The sequence below is a fragment of the Streptomyces sp. NPDC052114 genome (assembly GCF_040680155.1).
Lineage (GTDB): Bacteria > Actinomycetota > Actinomycetes > Streptomycetales > Streptomycetaceae > Streptomyces.
Map to the genome: position 1 here is coordinate 112217 of NZ_JBFAWC010000002.1, position 20836 is coordinate 133052.

Consider the following 20836-nt stretch of genomic DNA (forward strand, 5'->3'; position numbering starts at 1 on the left):
CGGAGACACAGTCATGACCGAAAGCACGACCATCCGCTGGGAACAGGACGACACCGGTGTCGTCACCCTCGTCCTCGACGACCCCAACCAGTCCGCGAACACCATGAACCAGGCGTTCAAGGACTCCATCGCGGCGATCGCCGACCGCGCCGAGGCCGAGAAGGACTCGATCCGCGGCATCATCTACACCTCCGCGAAGAAGACCTTCTTCGCGGGCGGCGACCTGAAGGACATGATCAAGGTCGGTCCCGAGAACGCCCAGCAGGCGTTCGAGACGGGCACCGCCATCAAGAACTCGCTGCGCCGCATCGAGACCCTCGGCAAGCCCGTCGTCGCCGCCATCAACGGCGCCGCGCTCGGCGGCGGTTACGAGATCGCCCTCGCCTCGCACCACCGCGTCGCCCTCGACGCCCCCGGCTCCAAGATCGGCCTGCCCGAGGTCACCCTCGGCCTGCTCCCTGCGGGCGGCGGCGTCACCCGCACCGTACGCCTCATGGGCATCGCCGACGCGCTCCTGAAGGTGCTGCTCCAGGGCACCCAGTACAACCCGAAGCGCGCCCTGGAGAACGGCCTCGTCCACGAACTGGCCGCCACCCCGGAGGAGATGATCGAGAAGGCCCGCGCCTTCGTCGACGCCAACCCGGAGTCGCAGCAGCCCTGGGACAAGCCGGGCTACCGCATCCCGGGCGGCACCCCGGCCAACCCCAAGTTCGCCGCGAACCTGCCGGCGTTCCCCGCCAACCTCAAGAAGCAGACGGCGGGCGCCAACTACCCGGCCCCGCGCAACATCCTCGCGGCGGCCGTCGAGGGCTCCCAGGTCGACTTCGAGACCGCGCTGACCATCGAGGCCCGGTACTTCACCGAGCTGGTCACCGGCCAGGTCGCCAAGAACATGATCCAGGCGTTCTTCTTCGATCTCCAGGCCGTCAACTCCGGCGCCAACCGCCCCCAGGGCGTCGAGCCGCGCCAGGTCCGCAAGGTCGCCGTGCTCGGCGCCGGGATGATGGGCGCGGGCATCGCGTACTCGTGCGCCCGCGCGGGCATCGAGGTCGTCCTCAAGGACGTCTCCGCGGAGGCCGCCGCCAAGGGCAAGGGCTACTCCGAGAAGCTCTGCGCCAAGGCGGTCCAGCGGGGACGCACCAGCCAGGAGAAGGCGGACGCGCTGCTCGCCCGCATCACGCCCACCGCGGACCCGCAGGCCCTCGCGGGCTGCGACGCCGTGATCGAGGCGGTCTTCGAGGACACCTCGCTCAAGCACAAGGTCTTCCAGGAGATCCAGGACGTCATCGAGCCGGACGCGCTGCTCTGCTCGAACACGTCCACCCTGCCGATCACGCTGCTCGCGGAGGGCGTCGCCCGGCCCGTCGACTTCATCGGTCTGCACTTCTTCTCGCCGGTCGACAAGATGCCGCTCGTCGAGATCATCAAGGGCGAGCGGACCGGTGACGAGGCGCTGGCGCGCGCCTTCGACCTGGTGCGCCAGATCAACAAGACGCCGATCGTCGTCAACGACTCGCGCGGCTTCTTCACCTCGCGCGTCATCGGGCACTTCATCAACGAAGGCGTCGCGATGGTGGGCGAGGGCATCGAGCCCGCCTCCGTCGAACAGGCCGCGGCGCAGGCCGGTTACCCGGCGAAGGTCCTCTCGCTCATGGACGAGCTGACCCTCACGCTGCCCCGCAAGATCCGCAACGAGACCAGGCGTGCGGTCGAGGAGGCGGGCGGCACCTGGGCGGGCCACCCCTCCGACGCCGTCATCGACCGCATGGTCGACGAGTTCGAGCGCCCCGGCAGGAGCGGGGGAGCGGGCTTCTACGACTACGTGGACGGCAAGCGCGGCAAGCTCTGGCCGGGCCTGCGCGAGCACTTCACCAAGCCCGGACACGAGATCCCGTTCAAGGACATGCAGGAGCGCATGCTCTTCTCCGAGGCGCTCGACACCGTGCGCCTGATCGAGGAGGGCGTCCTGACGTCGGTCGCCGACGCCAACATCGGCTCCATCTTCGGCATCGGCTTCCCGGGCTGGACGGGCGGCGTGCTGCAGTACATCAACGGCTATGAGGGCGGCCTGCCCGGATTCGTGGCACGCGCGCGTGAGCTCGCCGAGCGCTACGGAGAGAGGTTCACGCCGCCGGCGCTGCTGGTCGAAAAGGCCGAGAACGGCGAGAAGTTCAGCGACGCCTGAGTCACCTGGCGTCGGCCGCGCCTTCGGTTTCGCCTGGTCAGAGGCGGAACCGGAGGCGCTGCCCCCGCGTCGTATCCTGCCGTAGGCATGATCACGACAAGTGGAAGGTGGCCGCAGTGCGGTTCACGACTGGGGGAACGACGCGGGCAGTCGGCGTCGGAGTGCTGGTCCTCTCACTGGCCCTGACGGGCTGCGGGGGCAAGAAGAGCAAGAAGAAGCACAAGCACGGCTCGTCGTCCTCGCACAGCCGCACCGTCGGCGGCGCGACGGGCGGTTCCGCGGGGAAGGCCAAGGGTGCGGGCTCCCTGAGCGGCGCCCGGCGGGCCGAGGCGATCCTGCCGCCCGCCGGCACCATGCCGGCCGCCCTGCGCACCGTCACCACGGAGCTGCACAGCCGCGCCAAGGCGCCGTCCGTGTGCAAGGACCCGGGCGGCAAGTGCAAGGGCGCCATCGCGAACGGCCGGGTCGGCTACCGCACCGGCGACCGCGCCGAGGGCGTCGGCTACGACGTGATCGTGTACCGCAACGCGCACGCCGCCCAGCGCGCCTTCACCGCCTGGGAGAGCTTCGCGCGCAACAACACGCGCCAGCTCAAGGTCGTCGACGGCCCGTCGCAGGGCGGCGGGAGCATCACGTACGCCTACAAGACGGCCGCGAAGAAGAACACCCAGGAGATCGTGATCTTCCAGGGCGACTGCATCGGCACGCTGGAGGTCCGTGACACCGCGGGCGCCGCCGCCGCGGGAAGCGACCTGAAGAAGCTCTCCGAGGTCTACGCCGCGCGTCTGCGGCAGGCCGCGCAGGACGAGACGCCGACCGCGAGCGCGGCCGACGTCACCGTGGCGTAGGCAAGCCGGGGGAGTGGCTCACCCCTCCTTGAGCCACTCCCGCAGCTCCTCCTTGAGCGAGCGCTGGAACGCGGTCACCAGCGCCTGCACCACCATCGGCTGCATATGGGCCGACAGCGACCGCATCGCGGCCACGTGCTCGGGGTCCGACTCGCGCTCGCGGTAGGGCCCCCACACCTCGTCGCGGAAGAGCCGCGACAGCTCGTGCGCGGCCGAGCGGGTGTGCTCCATCAGGACCGTGCGCGCCGCGAGGATCGTCTCGTGCTCGATGGGTACGTCCAGGAGCTGCACCCCGAGCCGCAGCAGCCCCAGGTCCACGCGGTACGTCCCCGGCGTCTGGGTCCGGGCGGTCACGCCCATCGCCGCGAGCCGGTCCAGGTCCTGCTCGCCCAGCGCGCGGCCCGCCCTGCGCTCCAGCTCGGCGAGCGGCACGTCCTCCGCGGAGTCGGGCGCCCACGAGGCCACCACCGCACGGTGGATGGCGAGATCGTGCGCGCTCAGGTCCGCCGGCAGCTGTTCCAGGTACCGCTCGATCGCGGCGAGCGTCATGCCCTGGTGCTGGAGCTCCTCGATGAGCGCGAGCCGGGAGAGGTGGGCCTGGCCGTAGTGGCCGACGCGGCGCGGGCCGATGACCGGCGGCGGCAGCAGTCCCTTGGTGCCGTAGAAGCGGATCGTGCGGACCGTGACGCCCGCGCGCGCGGCCAGTTCGTCGACGGTGAGTGTCGGCTCCTCGGTGTCCGTCGTCATGGCAGCGCCCTCCTGTGCATCAATCCGGTGCAACAGTATTGCTGGCACACCAGTGTTGTGAAACCCTCCGGGCCAGTCACTCGCTCCCTCGCACGGCCGGCCAGGCACCCAGTCACGCGTCCGCACACGCACAGCCGATGGCTCCAGGAGGCGGTCATGACCACGATCCTGCGACTCCCCGGGGACCCCGCCGACATCACGCTCCCCGCCCTGCTGCTCCGCAATGCCGAGGACCACGGAGATCTTCCCGCGCTCTCCTGGCGCACGGGCGAGGAGTGGACGACGCTCACCTGGCGCGAGGCGCGGCGCAAGGTCGCCGTGCTCGCCGCCGGGTACGCCGCGCTCGGCGTGCGGCGCGGCGAGCACGTCCTGATGATGATGGGCAACCGCCCCGAGCACTGGCTGAGCGACCTCGCCCTCGTCCACCTCGGTGCCGTCCCCGTCACCGTGTACGGCACCGCGGCCCCCGAGCAGATCGCGCACATCGTCCGGCACAGCGGCGCCCGCTTCGCGATCGTCGAGGGCGCCCGCGAACTCCCGCGCTGGGAGCCCCTGCTCGCCGACGAGAGCGCCCCGCTGGAGCGCCTCGTCGTCGTGGAGGCCGCCGACGCGGGCACCCACCGCACCTACGGCTCCCTGCACGCATCGGGCGGCCGGCTGTTCCATCCGGACGCCTTCGAGAAGGCCTGGCAGGAGAACCGCGCCACCGACGCGCTCACCGTCGTCTACACCTCCGGCACCACCGGCGACCCCAAGGGCGTGCGGCTCACCCACCGCAACGTCGTCCTCAACGGCATCGCCCTGGATTCCGTCGTCGACTTCCCCGAACACGTCGGGCACATCTGCTACCTGCCCTTCGCGCACATCGCGGAGCGCCTGCTCGGCATCTATCTGCCGGTGCTGCGCGCCGCGCACGTCTACCTCTGCGCCGACCCGGCCCAGGTCGCCGCCACCGCGCGCGAGCTGCATCCCGTCCAGTTCTTCGGTGTCCCGCGCGTGTGGGAGAAGCTCGCCGCCTCCGTGCGGGCCGCGCTCGCCGGGCTGCCCGAGGAGCGGCGCCGGGCCGTGGCGGCGGCGAACGAGACGGCACGCGCGCGTGTCGACTGCCTGGAGCGCGGCGAGGAACCCTCCGCCGAGCTGCTGGCCGCGTACGAGGAGGCCAAGGAGAAGGTCCTCGACCCGCTGCTCGCGCTCGCCGGGTTCGACCGGCTGGTGTGGACCGCGAGCGCCTCGGCGCCGATGCCGCTGGACGTCGCCCGCTTCTGGGCCGGCTTCGGGCTGGTGATCATGGACGCGTGGGGGCTGACCGAGACCACCGGCGTCGTCACGACGAACGGACCCGACGCGTTCCGCATGGGGTCGGTGGGCCGCCCCCTGGACGGCCTGGAGATCCGCACCGCCGACGACGGCGAGATCCTCGTGCGCGGCGCGACGGTCTTCGACGGCTATCTGCGGCCCGACGGCGGTGTCGACAGCGCCTGCGACGCGGACGGCTGGTTCGCCACCGGCGACATCGGGCGGATCGACGCGGACGGATTCCTCTGGATCACCGACCGCAAGAAGGAAATGATCGTGACGTCGACGGGCAAGAACGTCTCGCCCGCCCTCGTCGAGAACGCGCTCAAGGAGCACCCGCTGATCGGCCAGGCCCTCGTGCACGGCGACGGCCGCTCCTATCTGGTGGCGCTGCTGGTCCTCGACCCGGATCTGGCGCCCGCCTGGGCCGCCGCCCAGGGCATCGGGCCCGGGGAGGACCTGGTGGCCCACCCGGCCGTGCGGGCGGAGGTGGCCCGCGCCGTCGAGGCCGCCAACGCGCGCCTGAACCGCACCGAACAGGTCAAGCGCTACCGCCTGCTCGCCGAGGAGTGGGGTCCGCAGACGGGCGAGCTGACGCCGTCCCTGAAGCTGCGCCGCCGGGTGATCCGTGAGCGGTACGAGCAGGTCGTCGAGGAGCTGTACACCCCCTGACCAGCATGTGAGAAGTCCCGCTATGTGACGTGCGCCACCGCGTGGGGGGTGATCTCTGGGGGAAGGTGTCCCGTCGGTCCGGGCACGTCAGGGGTGTCGCGGGCCGGAGCACATTCCGGACCCCGGAGCTCTTCCGGGCACCAGAGAGTAGAAGTCGCACGTGAGCAAGGAAGCCGTAGACACGGCCGCCGTGGAGGAGTCCCGCAACGACGCCTCCCAGGCCCCCGCGGACGCCGGCGACGCCGGATACAGCAAGGACCTCAAGGCCCGCCACGTCAACATGATCGCGATCGGTGGCGCGATCGGCACCGGCCTCTTCCTCGGGGCCGGCGGACGCCTCAACTCGGCGGGGCCCGCGCTCGCCGTCGCGTACCTCGTGTGCGGCATCTTCGCGTTCTTCGTCGTCAGGGCGCTCGGCGAGATGGTCCTGTACCGGCCGTCCTCGGGTTCGTTCGTCTCGTACGCGCGTGAGTTCCTCGGGGAGAAGGGCGCGTTCTTCGCCGGTTGGATGTACTTCCTCAACTGGTCGACCACGTGCATCGCCGACATCACGGCGATCGCCCTGTACACGCACTACTGGAGCTTCTTCACCGACATACCGCAGTGGGTGCTCGCGCTGATCGCCCTCGCGGTGGTGCTCTCCGTGAACCTCATCTCGGTGAAGTACTTCGGCGAGATGGAGTTCTGGTTCGCGATCATCAAGGTCGCCGCGCTCTCCGCCTTCATGATCATCGGTATCTGGCTGCTGGCCAGCCAGCACAAGGTGGGCGGCGAGACGCCGGGCCTGAACATGATCACCGACCACGGCGGCTTCCTGCCGAACGGCATCATGCCGGTCGTGATCGTGATGCAGGGCGTCGTCTTCGCGTACGCGTCCCTGGAGCTGGTCGGCGTCGCGGCGGGCGAGACGAAGGACCCGCAGAAGGTCGTCCCGCGCGCGGTGAACTCCATCATGTGGCGCGTGGGCCTGTTCTACGTCGGCTCCGTGGTCCTGCTCGCGCTGCTGCTGCCCGGCTCGCTGTACTCGGCCGACCAGAGCCCGTTCGTGACGGTCCTGTCCAAGATCGGCGTCCCGGCCGCCGGCGACGTGATGAACTTCGTGGTCCTCACCGCGGCCATGTCCTCGCTCAACTCCGGCCTGTACTCCACCGGCCGCATCCTGCGCTCGATGGCCATGTCGGGCTCGGCCCCCAAGTTCACCGCGCGGATGAACCGCAGCCAGGTGCCCTACGGCGGCATCCTGCTCACCGCCTCGATCGGCGTGCTCGGCGTCGGCCTGAACCGCATCGTCCCGGACCAGGCCTTCGAGATCGTCCTGAACGTGGCCTCGCTCGGCATCATCGGCACCTGGATCACGATCATGGTGTGTCACCTGGCCTTCGTGCGCAGCGCGAAGCGCGGGGAGATCACCCGGCCGAAGTTCCGCCTGCCCGGCAGCGGAGTCACCGAGTACGTGACGATCGCGTTCCTGCTCGCCGTCCTGTGCCTGATGTGGAAGGACGCCGAGGTCGGCCGCAAGACGCTGTTCCTCATCCCGATCGTGGGCGCCGCCCTGGTCGCGGGCTGGTTCGGCGTCCGTCGCCGGGTGGCGCGCGAGGCGCAGGGCCTCACCGTCCCGCGGGAGCCGCAGGACCGGTGACAGCCCGGGCGACGGCCGCTCGACGGCCGTTGTCAGTGGTAGCCCCTACGGTGGCGTCATGTCGGAGATCATTTATGTCCGAGGTGACACCACCGCGCCGTTGGGCCAGGGCGTCAAGCTGATCGCCCACGTCTGCAACGACCTCGGGGGCTGGGGGAAGGGCTTCGTGCTCGCGGTCTCGCGCCGCTGGCCGGAGCCGGAGAAGGCGTACCGGCGGTGGCACCGCGAGCGCGCGAAGAACGACTTCGGCCTCGGTGCCGTCCAGTTCGTCGACGTGGGCCGCGGCCTGTGGGTCGCCAACATGGTGGGGCAGCGGGGGATGCGCACGGGCAGCAAGGGCGTCCCCGTCCGGTACGAGGCGATCGACACCGCCCTGACCGCCCTCGCCGACAAGGCCGTCGAGCTCGGCGCCTCCGTGCACATGCCGCGCATCGGCTGCGGGCTCGCGGGCGGCACGTGGTCGCGCGTGGAGTCGCTGATAGCCGAGCGGCTGGTGGCGCGCGGGATATCGGTGACGGTGTACGACTTCGGGGACTGAGGCCATTCGCCGCGGGCGTCGTGCCGGTGTGGCCCGCGTTCCGCTGGGGGGTGCGCGGGGCGGGGGAGTGACGGCCGTCACTCAACTCCCCTACAGATGGGCGTTGTTGTGCACGGATGAGCGGGTATGGCTCTGACATGCTGCTCATCCCCGCGAACATCGGTCCCCTGAACCCGGACGTCGCGCAACTGGTCTTCGGCGTCGTCGTGTTCGGAGGAGTCCTCTTCTTCGTCGGGCGCACGCTGCCCCGTGTCGAGCGCGTGCTCCACGCGCGCGAGATGATCTTCGACGACATACAGGGCGGGAGGCCCGCCCTCTTCAGGAGGGAGGCCGAGCAACTGGCGGCCCTGACTGAAGGGCTGCTCGCCGAGGCCCGGCGCGACGCCGCCCGCACGCGCCAGGACGCGCGGGAGGAGGGCACGGCCTTGATCGCCGAGGCCTGCGCGGACGGCCGGCGGGAGCGCGATGAGGTCGTCGTCACCGGGCAGGCCCGGGTGGAGGCCGAGCGCGCGGCGGCCGAGGCCGAACTGCGCGGCCGCGTCTCGGAGCTGGCGTCCGAACTGGCCAGTCGGATCGTGGGCGAACCGATAGCCGCACCGGGCGGGGCGAACGGCACGGGGAGCGTCGTGGCGCCGGGCACGCGGGCGGACCGTGGCACCGGGCCCGGCTCCGATTCCGGCACCGGGCCGGGCACCGACGCCGAGGACGCCGCGCCCCGCACCGACTCGACGGGTTCCGGCCGCTAGCCCTACGCATTCGGGGCCTCGTCCCCCGTCACCCCTGGCGGCCGGTCCGCCGCCCCCGGAGACTCGACGCATGGATGTCATGGTCTCGGTCAAGGACGGCGAACTGTGGGCGCAGGACTCGGGTGCGCCGAGCGGCACGGGTGCGCCGAGCGGCGCGGGTGGCGAGGGGCTCCCCCTGGTCCTGCTGCATCCGGGAGTCGGTGACTCCCGGATCTGGGACGGCATCCTGCCGCGCCTCACGAAGCGGCACCGGGTGATCCGCTACGACGCGCGGGCGTACGGCAGGTCCCCCGCCCCGACCGCCGCGTTCTCGCTGGTCGAGGACCTGATCGCGGTCCTCGACCACTTCGGGGTGGCCCGCGCCGTCCTGGTCGGGTCCAGCATGGGCGGCGCGACGGCCCTCAGCCTCGCGCTCCGCGACCCGGCCCGGGTGGCGGGCCTCGCCCTGGTCGTCCCGAGCGTCACCGGCGCCGACGACCCGCTGCCGCCGGAGCTGATGGCCGAGGTCGGCAGGCTCGCCGAGGCGGGTGACGTGGAGGGCATCGTGACGCTCATGCGGCGCACCTCCGCCGCCGTGGGCACCGGGGACGACACCGAGGTGACCGAGCTCCTGCGGGCGGTGGTCCCGGCATGGCTCGCTGTCCACCCCCATCACGTGCCGGACCCGCCCGTCTTCGACCGGCTCGGCGAACTGGACGTGCCGTGCGTGCTCGTCCTCGGTGAACAGGACCAGCCCGAGGTCGTCCGCGTCAACGAGGTCATGGCGGAGCGCATCCCCGGCTGCCGTCTGGTCCGCCTCGCCCACAGCGACCACTTCCCGACGGTGCGGGAACCGGACGCGGTGGTCGAGGCCGTCCTGGACGCGTACGCCGCCGCGCGCTGAGGGGACCCGACCGCCCAGGGGGCCGGCGGTCAGTGGTCCAGCAGAGGGGAACGGCGTCCGTCAGAAGCGCGCATGGAGCCTGCGCCCCAGCTCAACGGCGCGCGCCGCCTTCTCCGGCGCGGTCGCGAACGACGTCAGATCGGCGTACGGCGCGAACCGCTTCACCGTCACCGAGCGCGGCACCGCGAACGCCCGCAGCCCCTCCTCGCCATGGATCCGCCCGAACCCCGACTCGCCCGTGCCGCCGAACGGCAGCGCGGGCACGGCCGCGAACCCCAGCACCGAATTGACCGCCACCATCCCGGAGTTCAGCCGCCCGGCCACCGCGCGCCCGGTGGCCCGCGACCCGGTGAAGACCGCCGCGCCCAGCGCGTACGGCGACGCGTTGGCCCGCTCCACCGCCTCGTTCAGGTCCCGCACACGGTTGACCGCGACGACGGGCCCGAAGGTCTCCTCCGTCATCGCGGGCGAGTTCTCGGGGACGTCGACCAGGACCACGGGCTGCACGAACGGTGCCGCGACCGACTCGGGCCCGCCGAGCGGCGCCCGCCCGCCGGCGGACAGCGCCTCCTTCATATGGCGCTCCACGACACCGAGTTGGGTCGCGAGCGTCATCGGGCCGTAGTGCTCCCCGGCGGTCAGGGACCGGGCCCGTGCGGTGATCAGCCCGCAGAGCCGCTCGTGCACCGACGCCACCGCGTAGACGCGCTCGACGCCCGCGCAGGTCTGCCCCGCGTTGGCCATGGCGCCCCACACGATCGCCTCGGCCGCCTCCTCCAGGTCGGCGTCCGCGCCCACGAGGACGGCGTCCTTGCCGCCGCACTCCGCGAGCAGCGGCGTGAGCGAACGCGCGCAGACCTCGGCCACCTTGCGCGCGGTCCCGGGCGACCCGGTGAACGCCAGCTTGTCCACACCGGCCTCCGCGAGCGCCTGCCCCGTCGCGCCGGGACCGGTCACCGTGCGCAGCAGCCCCGCGCAGTCCGGCACCGCGTCGTCGAAGGAGGCCGCGAGGAACGCGCCCGTGCCCGACGTCAGTTCGGACGGCTTGAAGACGACGGCGTTCCCGGCGGCGAGCGCGTATCCGATCGAGCCCATGGGGGTGAAGACGGGGTAGTTCCACGGCCCGATCACGCCGACGACGCCGAACGGACGGTGGCCGAGGAAGGAGCGCTGATGGGCGGAGAGCAGTCCCGACGGCACCCGGCGCACCCGCAGCACGCGCCGCGCGTTGCGGGCGGCCCAGTCCAAGTGGACCAGCGTGAGCATGACTTCGGCCCGCGCGTCGTGCGCGGGCTTGCCGGTCTCGGCCACGACGACGTCCGCGAGCTCGTCCATGCGCCGGGCCAGCGACCGCTTCCACGCGAGCAGCCGGGTCCGCCGGCCGGCCCAGCCGAGGGCCGCCCAGCCGGCGGCCGCGCCCCGGCCGCGCACGACGGCGTCGGCGACCTCGTCGGGGCCGTGCACCGGGTGCTCGCCGATGACGTCACCGGTTGCGGGGGAACGTACGGAGAAGGTCGGCATCAGTCAGGGCTCCTGGGGTACTTCGGCGGGCAGCGGCCGCACCGGACGGCTGTGCGCCTGGTGCGGGGCAGCGCGGGCGACCGGTGCGGCCGCGCGGGCGGCAGCCCGCAGGACCGCCGGACGGCCCCGGACCGCACGCGGTGGTTCGCCGGGCAGTGCGAGGGCGATCCTGCCCACCGAGGGGCGAAGGATGCGCGGGATCCCGAGCTGCCCTCCCCGGGAGCGCTGTCGCGGCCCGGCGGCGTCCCGCGCGCTCGCCGTCGCATACTGGATCACGTACGAACCGGGGACGGACCCACAGGCGGGTCGGTCGCCCGCCGGGCGCTCCGGACCTGTCCGGTCCCGCCCTCCGCCCCCGAGCACGGCCGAGGAGCACGCCGCATGGAGCCCGACCCCCTCCCGCCTCCGCCCGGCGGCATCCTCTGGAGCATCGCGGGCGACATCCGCATGCTCCTCATGCTGCCGCCCGCGCTGACCATGCAGGTGGCCCACCCGGCCGTCGGGGCCGGCGTCGACGAGCACTCGGTGTTCCGTACCGATCCCTGGGGCCGGGGCGAGCGTTCGGTGCGGTCGGTCCTGCTCTGGGTGTACGGCGGGGAGGCGGCCGCCGAAGAGGGCCGCAGGCTCCGCGTGCTGCACCGCGCCATCCAGGGCACCGACGCGCACGGCCGCCGCTACCACGCGCTGATGCCCGCGTACTACGCCTGGGTCCACGCCACCGGTTTCCCCGTCTACCGGCATGCGCAGAAGTACCTGGGCCGTCCCTTCACCGCCGCCGAGGAGCGGCAGCTGTACGCGGAGTGGCTCCAGGTCGGACGGATCCTCGGCATCCACGACCGGGACATGCCGCAGACGCTCCAGGAGTTCTGGCCGCGCTACCGCGAGGTGCTGGCCGACGAGGTGGAGCTCACGGCCGTCGCCGAGGAGCTGACCGCCACGGACCGTCCGGTGCCGCCGCCGGACCGCGGCCCGTACCCGCTGCGGCTGCTGCTGCGCGCGCTGTGGCCGGTGCTCCTGCCGCCGCTGGCCCGCTTCCGCCGCTTCGTCACGATCGGCCTGATGCCGCCGGACGCCCGTGCGGCGATCGGTCTGCCGTGGACGGCCGCGCAGGAGCGCAGACTCCGCCGCTTCGGCAGGGTGGTCCGCACGGTGGTGCCGCTCCTGCCGGAGCGGCTGCGCTATCTGCCGATCGCCCGTGAGGCCCGGGCACGGCACCGCGCCGCCGGGCGGTGAGCCCGGACGGCGCGGCGTGTTCGACCGTGGTGCGGCCGGTTCTCAGTGACCGTGCTTCTCGTCGTCCCCGTGCTCGTGCACGTCGTTCGTGGCGGCGATCTTCTGCCACGACTTCGGCTTGGCCGGCGCGGAAGCGGCACGGGCGATGCCGGCCTCGCGCGCGGCGGGCGCCTCCGGGCGCGAGGGCTGGTACAGCCAGGTGTCGAAGAGCTCCGCGAGCGGCTTGCCGGAGACCTTCTCGGCGTACTTGACGAAGTCGCCGACCTTGGCGTTGCCGTAGGCGCGCGACGTCTGCCAGCCCTTGAGGATCTCGAAGAACGTGTCGTCGCCGACCTCGTTGCGCAGCGCCTGAAGGGCGAGCGCGCCCCGGTCGTAGACCGCGATGTGGAACTGGTTGTCCGGACCCGGGTCGCCCGGCTTGACCTGCCAGAACGGGTCGTCGGCGGGCCGCTGGGCGTACGCGTAGTCCGCCAGCTCCTGGGCCGTGCCCTCGCCCTCCTTCTCCGACCACAGCCACTGGCTGTAGCGGGCGAAGCCCTCGCTGACCCAGATGTCCTTCCAGTTGTCCACGGAGACGTTGTCGCCGTTCCACTGGTGGGCCAGCTCATGCACGACGATCGAGGCGTTGGAGCCGTTCGAGAACGCGGACGGGCTGTAGAAGGGCCGCGTCTGGGTCTCCAGGGCGTAGCTGCTCTTCACGTTCGGGACGTAGCCGCCGAGCGCGTTGAACGGGTACTTCCCGTAGATCGTCTCCAGCCACTCGGCGATCTCGGTGGTCCGCTCGATGCTGGCGCGGGCCGAGCCGGCGTTGTCGCCGAGGTCCTTGCTGTAGGCGTTGAGGACCGGAAGGCCGGACTCCGTCTTGTCGGTCGTGATGTCGAACTTGCCGACCGCGAGCGTGGCCAGGTAGCTGGCCTGCGGCTTGTTCGAACGCCAGTTGTAGCGGGTCCAGCCCAGCTTGGAGCTCTGCGACTGCAGCACGCCGTTGGAGATCGCCTGGGTGCCGTCCGGCACGGCCACCGACACGTCGTACGTCGCCTTGTCCAGCGGGTGGTCGTTGGACGGGAACCACCACACGGCCGACTCCGGCTCCTGTGCCGCGACGCCGCCGTCGGGCGTGCGGTGCCAGGCCGTGTAGCCGTTGATCTTCACCTCGGACGGCTTGCCGGAGTAGCGCACGACCACGGTGATCGGCGTGCCCTTGGCCAGCCCCGCGGCCGGAGTGATCTCCAGCTCCTGGCCGCCGGTCTGCGCGAACTTCGCCTTCTTGCCGTTCACCCGCACCTCGGAGACCTTGAGGCCGAGGTCCAGGTTGAAGCGCGAGAGGTTCTGCGTGGTGCGGGCGTTGATCGTCGCCGTGCCTTCGAGCAGGTCGGTCGCGGGCTGGTACTTCAGCCGCAGATCGTAGTGCGAGACGTCGTATCCGCCGTTGCCGCTCGCCGGGTAGTAGGAGTCGCCGAGGCCCGGGGCCCCGGGGGAGAAGTCCGCCGCCGATGCCGGGATCGCCAGCAGGAGGGAGGCCGCGAGCGCGCCCGGGGCGATGAGTCTGCGGTGCACGAGAGCTCCAAGTCGTAGGGGCACAAGATCGGTTGTTCTTGGTCGCCGACCCTATTCAGCCCTTCCCACGCACGTCATGTCCATGGCCTCAGACGTCACACGATCGCCATTCGGCCGACATGTGCCTGGATGTCCCACACTCCTGTCGCCGCCGCATGCGGCCCTCTGTCGCACGGGAGTTCACCGGTGTACCTTCCGCGCCATGCCGATACGTGCGCGACGCACCCGCCTGTTGTGGAGATCGCTGCTCGCCGCGGCCCTGGCCGCGCTGCTCGCCACCCTGCTGTCCCCGGGCGCCGCGCAGGGGGCCACCGCGTCCCCGCGCACGCCCCTGGACGCACCGGGCGCGAGCTCGGGCAAGGGCAGGCCGGGCGAGAGCAGACCCGTGTACTCGTACGAGGACGCGATACGCGAATCCGTATGGGTCGACATCGGAATCGACGGCGACGCGGACGGCAGGACCGACCGCGTCGCCGTCGACATCGTCAGGCCCCGCGAACCGGACCGCGCGGGCCGCCGGATACCCGTGATCATGGACGCGAGCCCGTACTACTCCTGCTGTGGGCGGGGCAACGAGAGCCAGAAGAAGACCTACGACGCGGACGGCCGACCCGTCCAGTTCCCCCTGTACTACGACAACTACTTCGTCCCCCGCGGATACGGCTACGTCGCCGTGGACCTCGCCGGCACCAACCGCTCCGACGGCTGCGTCGACGTCGGCGGCCGCTCCGACGTCCAGTCCGCCAAGGCCGTCGTCGACTGGCTGAACGGCCGCGCCCGCGGCTACACCAGCCGCACCGGCGACGACCGCGCCACGGCCCCCTGGACCAACGGCGCCACCGGAATGATCGGCAAGAGCTACGACGGAACCGTCGCGCAGGGCGTGGCCGCCACCGGAGTGCGCGGTCTCAAGACCATCGTGCCGATCGGCGCGATCTCCTCCTGGTACGACTACTACTTCGCCAAGGGCGCCCCCCTCTACAACAGCGGCCCCGACCGCCTCGCGTACGGCGTGGAGAGCCCCGAGGCCCGTGCCCGCTGCGGCGCGGTGAAGCAGCGCCTGATCGACGGCGCGCCCCGCACCGGCGACTGGACCCCCCTGTGGACCGAGCGCGACCACGTGCCGGACGCGGGCAAGGTGCGCGCCAGCGTCTTCGCCGTGCACGGGATGCAGGACCTCAACGTCCGCACCAAGCACTTCGGCCAGTGGTGGGACGCCCTCGCCGAGCACGGCGTCGAGCGCAAGCTCTGGCTGAGCCAGGCCGGCCACGTCGACCCGTTCGACTTCCGCCGCGCCGACTGGGTGCGCACCCTGCACCGCTGGTTCGACCACGAACTCCTCGGCTACGACAACGGCGTCGACCGCGAGCCCATGGCCGACATCGAGCGCACCCCGGACCACTGGACCACCGACCGCGTCTGGCCGCCCCGCGCCACGCACACCGTCGCGCTGCGCCCCGCCAAGGGCACGGCACCGGGCGTCGGCACCCTCGGCACGCGCCCCGGCAAGGGCGCCGAGACGTTCACCGACGACCGGCGGCTGAGCGAGACGGACTGGGCCGAGCGCATCGACACGCCGACCTCCGCCAAGGCGGGCTTCGCCAGCCGCCCCCTCGCCCGTGACCTGCGCGTCTCCGGCTCCTCGAAGGTGACCGTCACGGTGACCCCGACGACCCCCACCGCGCACCTGTCCGCGGTCCTCGTCGACCTCGGACCCGCCACCATCCGGGACTACGCCGACGACGCCGAGGGCATCACCACCCTCCCCGAGCGCACGTGCTGGGGCGCGAGCACCCCGGGCGACAGCTCCTGCTTCAAGGAGACGCGCGCCAAGACCGCGGACGTCGACTACACGATCTTCAGCCGCGGCTGGGCCGACCTCGGCAACTGGGCCGACGAGCACCGGGGCCGCCCGTTGACCCCGGGCAAGAAGTACACGATCACCCTCGACCTCGCCGCGAGCGACCACGTCGTACCCAAGGGGCACCGCCTCGCCCTGATCGTCGCGGGCACCGACAAGAACCTCATCGACCCGCCCGCCGACACCCCGACGCTCACCGTCGACCTCGCCCGGACCTCGGCGAAGCTGCCGCTGGTCGGCGGCGCGGGCGCGTTCACCACCTCCTCATCCGTCACCCCCCGCGAAACCCGTCTCGACGGCGTGGCCCCGCCGCGTCCGCTCAACCCCCGCCCGGGAGGCAGCACTTCATGACACCGCGCATCCGTACCCTGGCGCTCGCCTGCGCCGCAGCGGCCCTCGCCGCACCGCTGGTGACGGCGCCCGCGCAGGCGACGCCGATCCCACCGCGCACCGGATTCGAGGAGACGAACGGCGCCCGCTGGACCACCCAGCCCGAGGAGCAGCAGCTCCTGTCCACCGTCGACAGGGCGAGCGAGCGGGTGTCCGTCTCCCGCATCGGCGCCACCAAGCAGAACCGCCCGCTCCAGCTGGTCCGCATCGGTGAACGCCCCGCCAAGAACACGGTGTTGCTGATCTGCAGCCAGCACGGCGACGAGCCGTCCGGCCGCGAGGCCTGCCTGTCGACGATCCGCGACCTCGCGTACGCGAAGGACAAGCGGACCAAGCGCTTCTTGAGCCGCACCACGCTCCTGGTCGTGCCCACCGCCAACCCCGACGGGCGCGCCGCCGACACCCGCGGCAACTCCGACGGCGTCGACATCAACCGCGACCACATCTCCCTGGCGACCGCGGAGGCCCGCGCCATGGCCGCCGTGATCCGCGACCGCGCGCCGGACGTCATCTACGACCTGCACGAGTACGGCGCGACCCCCAAGTACTATGACAAGGACCTCTTCGACCTCTGGCCGCGCAACCTCAACACCGACGAGGCCGTGCACGACGAGGCGCAGACCCTGTCGAAGGCGTACGTGCGGCCGGCCGCCGAGGCCGACGGGCACTCGACGGGCACGTACGGCATCTGGACCGACCCCGTCACGGGCGAGCCGATCAAGCAGACGGCGGGCGACGGGCAGGAGCGCATCCTGCGCAACGTCTCCGGCATCAAGCACGCCGCCGGCCTGCTCATCGAGAGCCGTGTCGACCCCCTCACGGAGGCCGAGAAGAAGGACGAGGCGCTCAACAACCGCCGCCGCGTCACCTCGCAACTCTCCGCGCTCGGAGGTCTGTTCGACTACACCGACGAGCGCCGCAAGAGCCTTGAGGCGGCCACCACGGCGGCGCGGGCCGAGGGCTTCCGCGACCGCGGTCCGGTCTACATCGGCGGCGCCGACAACGACCCCGCCGAGCCGTCCGAGATCATCCAGGACCCGCCCTGCGGCTACCGCCTGGACGCCGCGCAGTACGGGGACATCAGGGACGAACTGGCGCTGCACGGCGTCACCGTGAAGCGCCAGAAGTCCGGCGCCTACGTCCCGCTGCGGCAGTCCGCGCGGGCCCTCGTGCCGCTGCTGCTCGACGAGCGCGCGCCGTATCACCTCGTCACGGGTCGGCCCGACATGAGCTGTTGAGCAAGAGAGATGTGCGTCACATGTGGTAGGGGGTAACGGAGAACAAAGTCTCGACGTAATCGACCCCTTGAAAGGTGTCACCTGTGACGCAGGATCAGCAGAAAGCGGACGACGGGGGAGGGGCGCCCGACAGCGCGGCGCCCGCCCCCGGCGGCCGGTCCCCACAGACGGACAAGGTGGTGTTCGGCGTCACCGCCGTCCTCACCCTGGCCTTCGTGGTCTGGGGCGGGGTGGCGACGGACTCGCTCGAGAATGTCTCCACGGACATGCTCAACGGTCTGATGCACAACGGCGGTTGGTTCTTCATGCTGACCGCCACCGGCTTCGTCGTCTTCGCGCTCTGGCTCGCGATCAGCCGGTACGGGAAGATCACCCTCGGTCAAGAGGGCGAGGAGCCGGAGTTCAAGACCGTCTCCTGGGTCGCCATGATGTTCAGCGCCGGCATGGGCATCGGTCTGATGTTCTACGGCGTGAGCGAGCCGCTCGCCCACTTCACCACGCCCCCGCCGGGCACCGACCCCGCGGACGACGCCGCGGGGATGGAGACCGCGCTGGCCACCACCCTCTTCCACTGGACGCTCCACCCGTGGGCGATCTACGCGGTCGTGGGCCTCGCCATCGCCTACAGCACCTTCCGGCGCCGCCGCCGGCAGACCATCAGCGCCGTCTTCGAGCCGCTCATCGGCGAGAAGCACGCGCGCGGCGGCTGGGGCCGGGTCATCGACATCATCGCCATCTTCGCCACGCTCTTCGGCTCCGCCGCCTCGCTGGGCCTCGGCGCCCTCCAGATCGGCAGCGGCATCGAGGTCCTCGACTGGATGGACAACGCGGGCACCGGACTGCTCGTCGTGATCATCGCGGTACTCACCCTGGCCTTCGTGGCGTCCGCCGTCTCCGGTGTGGAGAAGGGCGTCCAGTGGCTGTCCAACATCAACATGGTGCTGGCGCTGCTGCTCGTCGTGTTCGTCTTCATCGCGGGCCCGACCGTCATCATCCTCGACATGCTGCCGACGTCCATCGGCGCCTACCTCGACGACCTGCCGCAGCTGATCGGCCGCACCGAGGCCTCCAGCGGCAAGGGCGTCGCGGACTGGCTGAGCAGCTGGACGGTCTTCTACTGGGCCTGGTGGATCTCGTGGACGCCCTTCGTCGGCATGTTCATCGCGCGCATCAGCCGGGGACGAACGATTCGCCAGTTCGTCGGCGGCGTCATCCTGGTGCCGAGCACGGTCAGCCTCATCTGGTTCGCCGTCTTCGGCGGCAGCGCCATGACCGTCGCGAACCGGGGCGGCCTCAAGGACGAGAGCACCCCTGAGGCGCAGCTCTTCGGCCTGCTGCACGAGTACCCGATCGCCACGGTCACCAGCCTGCTCGTGATGATCCTCGTCGGCATCTTCTTCGTGTCCGGCGCCGACGCGGCCTCCATCGTGATGGGCACGCTCTCGCAGAAGGGCGCGCTCGAACCGGGCCGGATGGTCGTGATCTTCTGGGGCATGGTGACCGGCGCCGTGGGCGCGATCATGCTGCTGATCGGCGACGGCTCCGACGACGCGCTCACGGGCCTGCGCAACCTCACGATCCTCGTCGCGGCACCCTTCACGATCGTGATGATCGGCATGTGTGTGGCCCTGATGCGGGACCTGCGCCACGACCCGCTGATCGTGCGCGGCGAGCACGGCACGGAAGCCGTCGAGAAGGCCGTGATCGCCGGTCACGAGCAGTACGACGGCGACTTCGAGATCCGGATCGGCCCCGCGCAGGACGACGACGGGGGCCTGGAGTCGGACAACGACCCGGTCAAGAGCACCTGACCGGACCCGCCCCGTTCCGGGAGGCGGCGTCGGCCACCGGCGCCGCCTCCCGGGCGCATCACCAGACACCCCTCACCTCGCCCGTGCCAGGGCGTCCAGCCGGGGCCCGGCGCATACACCCTCGACCACGCGTACGCCGAGGAGGCGCCCGCGACCGCCAACACCCGCCGTACGACGGGGAATTGACGGGACCGGCCCGGCCGCGCGGGCGGACGGGGCTCCCGGGAACGTAGCGGAATGTGCGATGCCGTGCTCACATCACACATCAGGTGGGGATACTCACAGCATGTCTGCCGAGTACGCGACTTTCGCTCTGGCACCGGCCATACGTGCCGGTGGAGTCCTGGCCGACGGTGGCTATCAAGTGCACCGTGATTTCGTCGACTTCATCGTGAACGGGCGCCCCCTCCTCTTCCAGCTCTCCGACCTCGACGCCGTCTCGCCGCTGGCCGCCGACATTCCGCCGGCGATCTTCACCGCACACGTCCGCAGGCTGCTCCTGGAGGCGGAGGCGCCGCTGCACGACGGCCGCTACGTCATATACGGCTGTCCCGAGTGCGAGGGCCTGGACTGCGGCGCGGTCACCGCCGTCATCGAGAAGTCCACCGACGGCGCCGACGACTTCGTCTGGCGCGACTTCGCCTGGCAGACGGCCGAGCCCGCCGACCTGGAGCTCAACGGCTACCACGGCATAGGGCCCTTCCGCTTCCGGGGCGCCGAATACCGCGAGGCGCTCGGGCAGTTGCTCACCGGGGGCGAGCCGCAGGCCCGGCGCCGCGTCCTGCTGATCGGCGCCCGTGTCGCGGTCCTCGCCAAGCTGGCCGCGGCGCTCCGCACGATCGGGATCGGGGCGGAGATCGCGGCGGACGCGGCGGGCGTGCCGCCGGACGAACTGCGCACCTACGGGGCGGTGGCCTTCGGCCGCGCCGTCCCCGAGGAGACCCGCCGCTCCGTCCGCGCGGCCTTCGAGGGGGCCGGTGTCCGGATCGCCTGCGTCGACGGGCTCGCGCCGATCATTCCGCTGCTGGTCGCGCAGATCGAGTACGCGCTGGACCGCAGTCCCCGGGAACAGCGCCGGCTCACCGCTCTCGCGGCGGATCCCCGGTCGGCCCGGGTGGAGGTCACCTCGGCGTGCCGGGTGCAGCTGACGGCGTACCGGATGGACCGGCTGTCGCGCACGCACGTGCACGAGGTCTTCGACGAGGTCCTCGAACCGGGGGAGCATCGGGTGGCGCTGGCGGCGAAGGCGACGAAGGGGGATGCGTACGTGGTGGCTCGGACCTCCACGAGTGTGCTGGTCGCACCGACTTCGGGGTGACCTCGCGTACGCCGCCCGGCCGCGCAGGCCTGCACCGGCGTATCCCGGCTGCGCCGGGGCTGGAGCCACACTTCCCGCTGCCCGGCGCCGTGGGCTGTGCCCACCCGTTCCGCCTTGCGGAACGCCTGCCCACAGCAGGAGCGGCTACCGGCCCACCGGGCGCAGCACGGAGTGAACGGCCCCCACCGGGCCGCGGTCGCACGCGCTCCTGAGGGGACGTGGGGGTATGTGCGAACGGAGCACCGAGCGCACGTTGGCGTCTTTGGACTTGGGGCGCGGCGCAGGGATGGCGAGTACGCACATACCCCCGCGGCCCCGCCCCACCGACGGACAACAGGCGCAGACCCGGCAAG

15 protein-coding genes are annotated in these 20836 nt (G+C 71.6%); 12 read left to right on the forward strand and 3 right to left on the reverse strand.

All coding sequences use genetic code 11. The features are described from left to right. Nucleotides 1-13 precede the first annotated feature (13 nt). Both AB0L89_RS04700 and AB0L89_RS04705 read left to right on the forward strand, forming a co-directional pair. Nucleotides 14-2185 carry a 3-hydroxyacyl-CoA dehydrogenase NAD-binding domain-containing protein gene (locus tag AB0L89_RS04700; protein WP_365134291.1) on the forward strand — a complete coding sequence of 724 codons (2172 nt, stop codon included), beginning with the start codon at nt 14-16 and terminating at the stop codon, nt 2183-2185. Between the two features lie 116 nt (nt 2186-2301). Then, on the forward strand, nt 2302-3033 hold the full coding sequence (locus AB0L89_RS04705; RefSeq protein WP_365134294.1) for a hypothetical protein: 732 nt from the start codon (nt 2302-2304) through the stop codon (nt 3031-3033). Between the two features lie 18 nt (nt 3034-3051). Here the strand turns inward: AB0L89_RS04705 and AB0L89_RS04710 are convergent, their stop codons facing one another. Further along, nucleotides 3052-3780, reverse strand: coding sequence for a MerR family transcriptional regulator (locus AB0L89_RS04710; RefSeq protein ID WP_365134296.1), 729 nt, complete (start codon nt 3778-3780; stop codon nt 3052-3054). A gap of 156 nt (nt 3781-3936) precedes the next feature. Between AB0L89_RS04710 and AB0L89_RS04715 the strand changes: the two genes are divergently transcribed. The 5 genes from AB0L89_RS04715 to AB0L89_RS04735 all read left to right on the forward strand — a co-directional run bounded on the left by AB0L89_RS04715 (nt 3937) and on the right by AB0L89_RS04735 (nt 9554). After that, complete coding sequence (locus AB0L89_RS04715; RefSeq protein ID WP_365134298.1) at nt 3937-5748, forward strand: AMP-dependent synthetase/ligase; 1812 nt, start codon at nt 3937-3939, stop codon at nt 5746-5748. A gap of 160 nt (nt 5749-5908) precedes the next feature. Further along, nucleotides 5909-7387: an amino acid permease gene (locus tag AB0L89_RS04720; RefSeq protein WP_365134301.1), complete on the forward strand. Its 1479-nt coding sequence runs from the start codon at nt 5909-5911 to the stop codon at nt 7385-7387. Nucleotides 7388-7445: 58 nt separating this feature from the next. Further along, nucleotides 7446-7925, forward strand: a complete 480-nt coding sequence (locus AB0L89_RS04725) for a macro domain-containing protein (protein ID WP_365134304.1) — start codon at nt 7446-7448, stop codon at nt 7923-7925. 137 nt (nt 7926-8062) lie between these two features. Next, a complete protein-coding gene (locus AB0L89_RS04730) occupies nt 8063-8671 on the forward strand; it encodes a hypothetical protein (protein WP_365134307.1) in 609 nt (202 codons plus the stop codon). Between the two features lie 70 nt (nt 8672-8741). Further along, complete coding sequence (locus tag AB0L89_RS04735; protein ID WP_365134310.1) at nt 8742-9554, forward strand: alpha/beta fold hydrolase; 813 nt, start codon at nt 8742-8744, stop codon at nt 9552-9554. Nucleotides 9555-9614: 60 nt separating this feature from the next. Here AB0L89_RS04735 and AB0L89_RS04740 read toward each other — a convergent pair whose 3' ends face one another. Beyond that, on the reverse strand, nt 9615-11075 hold the full coding sequence (locus AB0L89_RS04740; protein ID WP_365134313.1) for an aldehyde dehydrogenase family protein: 1461 nt from the start codon (nt 11073-11075) through the stop codon (nt 9615-9617). A gap of 381 nt (nt 11076-11456) precedes the next feature. Here AB0L89_RS04740 and AB0L89_RS04745 point away from each other — a divergent pair, with 381 nt between their 5' ends. After that, nucleotides 11457-12308, forward strand: a complete 852-nt coding sequence (locus AB0L89_RS04745) for an oxygenase MpaB family protein (protein ID WP_365134316.1) — start codon at nt 11457-11459, stop codon at nt 12306-12308. A 42-nt stretch (nt 12309-12350) separates the two neighbouring features. On the opposite strand, the gene AB0L89_RS04750 is transcribed toward AB0L89_RS04745, so the two are convergent. After that, nucleotides 12351-13865: a M1 family metallopeptidase gene (locus tag AB0L89_RS04750; protein ID WP_365134319.1), complete on the reverse strand. Its 1515-nt coding sequence runs from the start codon at nt 13863-13865 to the stop codon at nt 12351-12353. A 202-nt stretch (nt 13866-14067) separates the two neighbouring features. Between AB0L89_RS04750 and AB0L89_RS04755 the strand changes: the two genes are divergently transcribed. The 4 genes from AB0L89_RS04755 to AB0L89_RS04770 all read left to right on the forward strand — a co-directional run bounded on the left by AB0L89_RS04755 (nt 14068) and on the right by AB0L89_RS04770 (nt 20483). Beyond that, nucleotides 14068-16077 (forward strand): Xaa-Pro dipeptidyl-peptidase, encoded by a 2010-nt coding sequence (locus AB0L89_RS04755; protein WP_365134322.1) that lies wholly within the window; start codon nt 14068-14070, stop codon nt 16075-16077. Continuing rightward, nucleotides 16074-17354 (forward strand): M14 family metallocarboxypeptidase, encoded by a 1281-nt coding sequence (locus AB0L89_RS04760; RefSeq protein WP_365134325.1) that lies wholly within the window; start codon nt 16074-16076, stop codon nt 17352-17354. The genes AB0L89_RS04755 and AB0L89_RS04760 overlap by 4 nt, the downstream gene beginning before the upstream one ends. Before the next feature lie 179 nt (nt 17355-17533). Continuing rightward, nucleotides 17534-19165 carry a BCCT family transporter gene (locus AB0L89_RS04765; protein ID WP_365135539.1) on the forward strand — a complete coding sequence of 544 codons (1632 nt, stop codon included), beginning with the start codon at nt 17534-17536 and terminating at the stop codon, nt 19163-19165. A 286-nt stretch (nt 19166-19451) separates the two neighbouring features. Beyond that, complete coding sequence (locus AB0L89_RS04770; protein ID WP_365134328.1) at nt 19452-20483, forward strand: oxidoreductase; 1032 nt, start codon at nt 19452-19454, stop codon at nt 20481-20483. Nucleotides 20484-20836 lie beyond the last annotated feature (353 nt).

Excerpts from the sequence above, each read along its gene's own strand:
- AB0L89_RS04745 (WP_365134316.1), top strand. The coding sequence starts at position 11,457 with ATGGAGCCCGACCCCCTCCCGCCTCCGCCCGGCGGCATCCTCTGGAGC.
- AB0L89_RS04710 (WP_365134296.1), bottom strand. The coding sequence starts at position 3,780 with ATGACGACGGACACCGAGGAGCCGACACTCACCGTCGACGAACTGGCC.
- AB0L89_RS04760 (WP_365134325.1), top strand. The coding sequence starts at position 16,074 with ATGACACCGCGCATCCGTACCCTGGCGCTCGCCTGCGCCGCAGCGGCC.
- AB0L89_RS04740 (WP_365134313.1), bottom strand. The coding sequence starts at position 11,075 with ATGCCGACCTTCTCCGTACGTTCCCCCGCAACCGGTGACGTCATCGGC.
- AB0L89_RS04730 (WP_365134307.1), top strand. The coding sequence starts at position 8,063 with ATGCTGCTCATCCCCGCGAACATCGGTCCCCTGAACCCGGACGTCGCG.
- AB0L89_RS04700 (WP_365134291.1), top strand. The coding sequence starts at position 14 with ATGACCGAAAGCACGACCATCCGCTGGGAACAGGACGACACCGGTGTC.
- AB0L89_RS04715 (WP_365134298.1), top strand. The coding sequence starts at position 3,937 with ATGACCACGATCCTGCGACTCCCCGGGGACCCCGCCGACATCACGCTC.
- AB0L89_RS04770 (WP_365134328.1), top strand. The coding sequence starts at position 19,452 with ATGTCTGCCGAGTACGCGACTTTCGCTCTGGCACCGGCCATACGTGCC.
- AB0L89_RS04735 (WP_365134310.1), top strand. The coding sequence starts at position 8,742 with ATGGATGTCATGGTCTCGGTCAAGGACGGCGAACTGTGGGCGCAGGAC.
- AB0L89_RS04725 (WP_365134304.1), top strand. The coding sequence starts at position 7,446 with ATGTCGGAGATCATTTATGTCCGAGGTGACACCACCGCGCCGTTGGGC.
- AB0L89_RS04755 (WP_365134322.1), top strand. The coding sequence starts at position 14,068 with ATGCCGATACGTGCGCGACGCACCCGCCTGTTGTGGAGATCGCTGCTC.